This is a genomic window from Tolypothrix sp. VBCCA 56010 (genome assembly GCF_050875635.1).
GTDB lineage: Bacteria > Cyanobacteriota > Cyanobacteriia > Cyanobacteriales > Nostocaceae > Hassallia.
This window is the reverse complement of sequence record NZ_JBPAOH010000226.1, coordinates 1-8,660: the sequence shown is the minus strand read 5'-3', so window position 1 is coordinate 8,660 and position 8,660 is coordinate 1. Positions and strand designations below refer to the sequence as shown.

Here is an 8,660-nt window from a genome sequence, read left to right as displayed (position 1 = left end):
CAGCTTCAGATACAGTTAACTTAGACATCTGCTGATTATAGCTCATGAAATGTCTAAGAATAACGAAGATTGTCTAATTATTTTGATTCAGCTACCCAACCCTAAAGCGGGAGGAACATCCACAACGCTTTAAGCCAGACCCTACAGTTAAAACTAATGCATCTTATATTATTGATGGTGCGTTGCGCGTACCGCGACAACACAACGCCAGTTGCTACAACGGAGGAAACCTCCGCAACGCACTGGCTCCCCTACTACGAAAATTTCAAATCTAAAGTTGACTAATCTAAAATCGACTAATTTAAAATCAATTGCTGTTCTCGGTGCGGGTGCATGGGGATCTAGTTTAGCTGCGATCGCCTCAGAAAACAATCATCAAGTAAGCATTTGGTCGCGGTACGGTTCCCAAACTTTGGCGGAAGTAGTGGAAAATGCCGATACGATCGTTTCGGCGATTTCCATGAAAGGAGTCCGCGAAGTGGCTACACAATTACAGGGTTTACCGATTCCACCGAAAGCCGTTTTTGTGACTGCGACAAAAGGGTTAGAGCCAGAAACTATTAGCACACCATCGCAAATTTGGCAAGAAATTTTTCCCAGTCATTCGGTTGTGGTGCTGTCGGGACCGAATTTATCGAAAGAAATTCAACTAAAATTACCAGCAGCAACTGTAGTAGCTAGCAAAAGTAAAGATGCTGCTGAGTTAGTACAGTTAGTATTTTCCTCTAGTCGTTTCCGAGTTTATACGAATTGGGACTCCTTGGGAGTGGAACTTGGGGGTACATTAAAGAATGTGATAGCGATCGCATCTGGTGTGTGTGACGGTTTACAATTGGGAACCAACGCCAAAGCTGCTTTAGTCACTCGTGGTCTAACAGAAATAATTCGTATCGGCAACTTATGGGGTGCGAAGACAGAAACATTTTACGGTTTGTCCGGTTTGGGTGATTTGCTCGCAACTTGCAACAGTCCTTTAAGTCGCAATTATCAAGTTGGCTACCAAATGGCTTGTGGTAAAACACTAACAGAAGTTCTCGCTCATTTAGAAGGAACCGCAGAGGGAGTCAACACTTGCCAAGTTTTGATGCAACGAGCCAAGCAGCGGAATATATCTATGCCGATTACCGAGCAAGTATATCGCTTACTTCAAGGTGAAGTCACCCCCCGACAAGCGCTTGATGAACTGATGCTGCGAGACATCAAGCCAGAATACAGTTATTAACCTTGTGGAAATAGTTGGTTGTTAGCGGTTAGTTGTTGGTGAACCACTGCGTTGCGGAGCCAGCGCTGTGCGGAGGTCACGAACGTTGAGGCGACTGGCGTGGGGTTCCCCCCGTTGTAGCAAGTGGTGAACCCGAAGGGTTGTTGGTTGATAGTTGTTGGTTGACTGTTAACCCTCAACCAACAACAGTCAACAGTTATCAACTATCCAAATTCCACTATCCACTACCAATTACCCATTACCAATTACGAATATTCTCTGTTGAAAAATTAGTAAATCATCAGGAAATCACTCAGATACCTGTGTAGATAGGACTATGCGTATGATAAACGTAATTTTTCCTTGTCTATGTTTATACCACGTTACAAAAGTGACAGTCAAGATAAGTTAAGGTGGAAATCTTGACTAAGTAATTTCTAGTTTAACAACCAGCTGACGATTTGAATAGCTATTGGTTCAATCAGATTTCAGCTGCCGAACAAGTAAAAAAATAAGGTATTAAATAAAATCAGTACAGTTTTTTTCAAAAAAATTGCTAACTGAACCCTTAACCGTGTTAGTTCACCTAAAATCACGGGAACAATAGCAACAGTTGATTAGCTGACCGAAATCTATTGTTACCTGGAGCCATTGAGACGAGCCTTATGCCAGCAACATCTTTTTACGCAGATGCAGCCTACGAAACCCAACAGTCCTCTCAGATTTTTGACCCAGAACTCACAATTGATGAGACTGAGTTGCCAATAGAAGAACTGGAAGAACTGGAAATGGCGGCAGCTGTTGAGCCTGCTAGCTTTTCTAGCACAAACCGTCGCAGCACAGACTTAGTACGTCTGTATCTTCAAGAAATTGGTCGGGTTCGGTTGTTAGGTCGGGACGAAGAGGTTTCAGAAGCTCAAAAAGTTCAACGTTACTTGCGGATGCGGACACTACTTGCTAGTGCTGCCAAGCAAGGAGATGCAATAATTTCACCATATCTCCGGTTAATCGAAGTTCAGGAACGTTTGACATCTGAACTAGGACATCGCCCGTCTTTAGAAAGATGGGCAGCCACTGCTGGTATAATCTTGTCGGATCTCAAGCCGACTTTAGCAGATGGCAAACGGCGGTGGGCAGAAATTGCCAAGATGACAGTGGAAGAACTGGAGCAAATTAAGACCCAAGGACTCCAGGCAAAAGAACACATGATCAAGGCTAATCTTCGTCTAGTGGTGTCTGTAGCCAAAAAATATCAAAATCGCGGCTTGGAATTGTTGGATTTAGTCCAAGAAGGCACACTAGGCTTAGAGCGAGCAGTTGAGAAGTTTGATCCCACCAAAGGTTATCGTTTTAGCACCTACGCTTACTGGTGGATTCGTCAAGGAATTACACGGGCGATCGCTACTTCTAGCCGCACAATCCGTCTACCTGTCCACATCACCGAAAAGCTGAACAAAATCAAAAAAGCTCAACGCAAAATTGCCCAAGAAAAAGGTCGCACTCCGACTTTGGAAGATTTAGCTGTAGAGTTAGAAATGACCCCAGCTCAAGTTCGGGAAGTTTTGTTACGCGTACCTCGCTCCGTTTCTCTAGAAACTAAGGTTGGTAAAGATAAAGACACCGAGTTAGGCGAATTGCTCGAAACCGACGGTGTTACCCCAGAAGAAATGTTAATGCGAGAATCTTTACAAAAAGACTTGCAGCATCTTTTGTCAGATTTAACCAGCCGCGAGCGCGATGTCATTCTCATGCGCTTTGGTTTAGCTGATGGTCATCCTTACTCCTTAGCAGAAATTGGACGCGCTCTCGACTTATCCCGCGAACGAGTACGGCAAATTGAATCCAAAGCTTTGCAAAAGCTGCGCCAACCCAAGCGCCGCAATTTGATCCGCGACTACTTGGAATCTCTAAGTTAAGGGGTAATGGGTAATGGGTAATGGGTAATGGATAGTGGGTAATGGGTAAAAACTATTACCAATTATCTATCACCAATTACCAATTACCCATGACCAATGCCCTTAGAGAAAATTATTTGCATTTGAATGAACCTAAGTTGCCCCAGCATTTTTGTTACAAGTCCTTGAGGGCGGGGATCGCTGATTATTTCTCTTGTCATCAAGATCCCATGACTTGTAATTGAGGATTCAGTAAATATTCGCAATAAGCCATGATTGTTGCAAATTGCTCAAAATATTTGTTATATTCTCAACTAACAATCTTTGTTGAGAAATATTAGTATGACTATCTACTCAGCTACTTCACTCCGGGCAGAACTAAACGAACGCGGGTGGCGTCTGACTCCGCAACGTGAAACAATTCTACACATTTTTCAGGAACTTCCGCAAGGGGAACATCTCAGTGCGGAGGATCTTTACCATAGATTAGAAGTCGATGGCGAAGGAATCAGCTTATCAACTATTTATCGCACCTTGAAGTTGATGGCACGGATGGGAATTTTACGGGAACTAGAATTGGGAGAGGGACATAAACATTATGAACTCAACCAGCCTTACCCGCATCATCACCATCACCTGATTTGTGTAAGATGCAACGCGACTATTGAGTTCAAAAACGACTCTATTTTAAAAATTGGTGCAAAAACTGCTCAAAAAGAAGGCTATCAGTTGCTTGACTGTCAACTAGCAATCCATGCGGTTTGTCCCAAGTGCCAGCGGGCACTAATGCCACTTTAGCACTTGGGGGTTATCAGGGATCGCGCTACACAACCTTCATGAAATTTTTAGGTAATTTCCAATTGCTGTGATGGAGGGTAAGCAACCGATTGGGGACTTATATTGACAACACCGAAGCGGATGTTAATAGCGTCCGCTTTTAACGTCATTGAGACTGATGCCGTAAAATTGTTGTGCCTGTCTAATCGCTTTTTTGGTGTCATTCCCCATCACACCGTTGAGAGAACCTTTATAAAAACCTTTTTCATGTAGTCGTCGTTGAATTTCCAAGACATTAAATTCATTGTTGGAACCAGAGGTAACTAAACTATATAATTTGGCTCTGGTAGTGGGACCTGCTACACCACTTGATGCTAAATAATTAGCGGTTTGAAACCTGCGAACAGCATCTGCGGTATAAGGACCGTAGTAGCCATTTGGCTCTCCCTCTAAATATCCGGCTTTAATCAACTGTTCTTGAACAACTCTAACTGCCTCACCGCGATCGCCGATTTGCAGTTTATCATCATTATTGCGTTTGGAAGTATCTTCTCCATAACCAATGCCACTTGCGGGCAATCTGCGTTGTGTTGCAGGTCCAACAACACCATCAGCATCTAATTTATAAGCTTGTTGAAAGCGCTTAACAGCTTCTTCAGTAATCGAACCAAATATGCCGGTCGAGTTACCGTAATAATAGCCTGCCACTCGCAACTGTTCTTGCAAAACTCTCACCTCTTCACCTTCGTCACCTTTAGCGAGTAAGTTGGGATTGCTACGCTTGGTGGCAACTGTAGTTTGAGTGGGTTTTTTCGCTTCTGTAGTTTGAGTGGGTTTTGTTGCTTGTGTAGTTGGTGGTTTTTTGGCTTGTGTAGTTTGAGTGGGTTTTTTGGCTTGTGTAGTTTGAGTGGGTTTTTTCGCTTGTGTTTCTGTGTTAACAACAACAGGTTTGTTAGCTTGTCTACCCACAGATGGAGTACGCCAACTCTCTAATTTTTGCATCGTTGTTGCGCTGGCAACGCCATCAACTGGTAAACCAGCAGATTTTTGAAAGCGTCTGACAGCATCTTCTGTGGGAAAATCAAATACTTGACTTACGGGAGCTTGATAAAATCCTGTCCGTTGTAATTGTTGTTGCAAATTCCTGACAGAAGGTCCTTGATCGCCTCTTTCTAGCGCCAAGGCACTGCTAACAACAGAAAGAACAGATAAAGTAACGGCAAGGGGTAACATATATCCCCAAGCCTTGCTAGAAAGCCGTTTCCAGTCGGGTGCTGCTGCTTTATTTAATAAACCGCTAAGGGAAACTAATTCACTGGATGGGCTTTCTTCGTAAACAAAAGCTAAGTGTAAATACGCTAGATTCTCCATACTTGTTTCCTACACCTGTATTTCCTTATTTTTCTTCAATTGCTGCTTCAGCTTGATGAACTAAGTTTCGCAAATTTTCCACTGTTTGTATATTTACATCCTGCCATAAACCGCGCTTATGTGCTTCTAACATTCTCTCAGCAATATCACGCAATGCCCACGGATTCTTTTCTTGGATAAATTCACAAACTGAGCGATCGCCTAAATAAGCTTCGACAATCCCTTGATACATATGGTCTTCGACGCATTTTGCTGTAGCATCGTAAGCAAATAAATAATCCACCGTCGCTGCCATTTCAAATGCTCCTTTATAACCGTGACGCATCATTCCCGCAATCCATTTAGGATTAACTACACGAGAACGATACACCCGTGCGATTTCTTCTTTCAGGTGACGGACTCGCGGATTCGCGGGAATAGAATTATCGCCAAAATAGGTTTGAGGATTTTTTAAGCGTATCGAACGTACTGCTGCTGTTAAACCGCCTTGAAATTGATAATAATCATCAGAATCGAGCAAATCGTGTTCGCGGTTATCTTGGTTTTGCAGCACTATTTGCATGTGCTTTAAGCGTTGCTCAAATGCTTCGGGATTGGGGAGTGGGGACTGGGGAGTGGGGGGAGTGGGGAGTGGGGAGTTAGGAGTTAGGAGTGAGGAGTTATTAATTGCTTTGTCTTCTTGTCCTCCTTGTCCTCCTTGTCCTCCTTGTCCCGAAGAATAAGCGTAGCAACTCCAATTGATGTAAGCACGGGCTAAATCCTGGTCATCTGTCCAATTTTGTGATTCGATTAAGCCTTGGAGTCCTGCACCGTAAGCACCTGGTTTAGAACCGAAGATGCGGTAACGCGATCGCACTTGGGCTTCTTCTGTAGTTAAACCTTCTGCAATCCAAAAATCTGTTTCTTGCTGCACTTGCGCTGCTAGGGGGTTTTGTGCTCTAGGTTCATCTAACGCCGCCACTGCTTGCACCGCCGTATCAAATAAATCAATTAAATTCGGAAAAGCATCCCGAAAAAAGCCAGAAATTCGCAACGTTACATCTACGCGAGGACGCCCCAAAACCGAAAGGGGCAAAATTTCCAAATCGACCACGCGCCGTGCCATACCATCCCACACAGGCTGCACACCCAGCAAAGCCAACGCCTCAGCGATATCATCACCGCCAGTCCGCATTGTGGCAGTTCCCCACACAGATAATGCCAATGTTTTTGGATACTCCCCATTCTCCTGCGTGTAACATTCAATGAGAGTTTCTGCAGCCTTTCTGCCTATATCCCAAGCCGTTTCTGTGGGAATGGCGCGTATATCAATTGAGTAAAAGTTTTTACCTGTGGGCAAGACTTCCGGGCGTCCGCGTGTAGGTGCGCCGGCAGGAGCGCTAGGGACATATCCCCCATCAAGTCCGTGTAACAAGTAGGTAATTTCTTCGTGGGTTTGTTGCAGAGCAGGAAGAAGGCGCGATTGTATCCAGTTTAGGACTAACTGAGATTTTGGATTTTGGATTTTGGATTTTGGATTTTCAATTAGCTGTTCGACTAACTCGGCGGCTTGTTCTTCGAGTACTTCAACAACATCACCTGCGGTGCGACAAGAATTAAGCCTCACGCAGTGGCTCCTTTGCGTGAGAAAAAACTCTTTTCCCAAATCTGCTGTGAGGGGGTCAAAATCTAAACCTAAATCTTCAGCTATAGCGCGGGTGAATCCGATATGATGACGATTGGGTGTACGAGCGATCGCCACAATTAAATCTCGCAACTGACGACCATCAGGACATTTCCCAAAAATGTGCAACCCATCACGGATTTGAGCCTCTTTTAACTCACATAGATAACCATCAATTGAAGGTAAAAGTGAAAAGTCAAAAGGTAAAACAGAAGATTCTTGATTTTGCCTGACTTGAAAATCATGATGTAAATTTTCTTGAAGAATTAATTGAGTAATGCGATCGCATATCGTCGGTAAACGCGAAGGATCTAAACTTTCAGCCTCATAATACTCATCAATTAAATTTTCCAACTCTTGCAAAGAACCGTAAAGTTCCGCACGAGTCATCGGCGGCGTCAGATGATCTATAATCACCGCTTGAGCGCGACGCTTTGCTTGTGAACCCTCACCAGGGTCATTCACAATAAACGGATACAAATGCGGAAGCGCTCCCAAAGCCACTTCTGGATAACAACTATCCGATAAAGCCACACTTTTACCCGGTAGCCATTCCAGATTGCCATGTTTCCCCACATGAACCACAGCATCAGCAGCAAAACATTTCCTTACCCAATAATAAAAAGCTAGATAACCATCAGTTGGTTCCAAATCTGGCGCGTGATAATTCAAACTAGGGTCAATATCATAACCCCGCGCCGGCTGAACACCCACAAAGACGTTACCGAGCTGAATTCCGGGAATGGGGAAAGATGGGGAGATGGGGGGATAGGGGGATGGGGGGAAAGAATTATTTTCTCTCTTACTCTCTTCCTCTGCGCTCTCTGCGCCTCTGCGGTTCGTTTCAAAACCAAAACCCCACCGCTCACCAACACCCTGCCTTACACCCTCCGGTAAACCAGCAAAATACTCCGCATACTCCCCCACAGAAACAGATTGCTGTACCGGACGCCACTCTTTACCTTCCGGATCGTTCGTCACCCCACTTGTAAGACATTGAATCAACTCGTCTCCATCTGCGGGTAGATTTTCCACATAATATCCAGCAGATTGCAAAGCCTTAAGAATTTCCACACAACTAGCCGGCGTATCCAATCCCACACCATTAGCAATGCGACCATCGCGGGTGGGATAATTAGCCAAAATTAAAGCTACATGACGTTCTGCGGGTGGTGTTAAGCGCAGACGCACCCAATTTGCGGCTAAGTCCGCGACAAACTCAATCCGTGAAGCGATCGCTTCATAAACTACCACATCCGTTTCTAAATTCGGATTGCGCGTTTGCACAGCCTTAAAAGACACAGCGCGGCTAATAATCCGTCCATCCACTTCCGGCAGAGCCACATTCATTGCCATATCGCGGGGTGAAAGTCCTTGAAACTGCGACTCCCACTGCTCAACGGAACCACCAGAAAGAATAACCTGCAACACCGGCACATCTAATTTTTGCCAAAGTTCAAGCTGGGGTGTTTCTGTATCCAACCGCGCCAAAGAAAAACTGGTAGTATTCAGCAGCAGCGCAACTTGTTCTGAATCTTTTGGCTGGAAAAACTCGATTAACTCAGCTTGGACATCGCGATCGCGCAACGAAGAAACAAACAAAGGCACAGGTTTCAAATTCCGCTTTGCCAAAGCTTCGCACAAAACATCAATTACCTTGGTATTTCCCGCTAGATAATGAGCGCGGTAGAAGATGATGCCGACTTTGGTTTGGGGAGGAGTGGGAGAGGGGGGGAGGGGGAGAGGGGGGGAT

General features: G+C 44.7%; 5 protein-coding genes. 3 read left to right on the top strand and 2 right to left on the bottom strand.

Features of this window, described 5'->3' with window-relative positions:
* Positions 1 to 277: 277 nt before the first annotated feature.
* The 3 genes from AABK37_RS38485 (at position 278) to AABK37_RS38475 (ending at position 3,894) form a co-directional block, all read left to right on the top strand.
* A complete protein-coding gene (locus AABK37_RS38485) occupies positions 278 to 1,222 on the top strand; it encodes an NAD(P)H-dependent glycerol-3-phosphate dehydrogenase (protein ID WP_432556680.1) in 945 nt (314 codons plus the stop codon).
* Between the two features lie 644 nt (positions 1,223 to 1,866).
* On the top strand, positions 1,867 to 3,117 hold the full coding sequence (gene sigC / locus AABK37_RS38480) for an RNA polymerase sigma factor SigC (RefSeq protein WP_432556679.1): 1,251 nt from the start codon (positions 1,867 to 1,869) through the stop codon (positions 3,115 to 3,117).
* Between the two features lie 321 nt (positions 3,118 to 3,438).
* The gene (locus AABK37_RS38475; protein WP_039741808.1) at positions 3,439 to 3,894 is read left to right on the top strand and encodes a Fur family transcriptional regulator; all 456 of its coding nucleotides are present in this window, start codon (positions 3,439 to 3,441) and stop codon (positions 3,892 to 3,894) included.
* 123 nt (positions 3,895 to 4,017) lie between these two features.
* On the opposite strand, the gene AABK37_RS38470 is transcribed toward AABK37_RS38475, so the two are convergent.
* Positions 4,018 to 5,244, bottom strand: coding sequence for a peptidoglycan-binding protein (locus tag AABK37_RS38470; protein WP_432556678.1), 1,227 nt, complete (start codon positions 5,242 to 5,244; stop codon positions 4,018 to 4,020).
* A gap of 25 nt (positions 5,245 to 5,269) precedes the next feature.
* Positions 5,270 to 8,660, bottom strand: a 3,391-nt coding sequence (cobN, locus tag AABK37_RS38465) for a cobaltochelatase subunit CobN (protein WP_432556677.1), incomplete at its 5' end; no start/stop codon positions are given.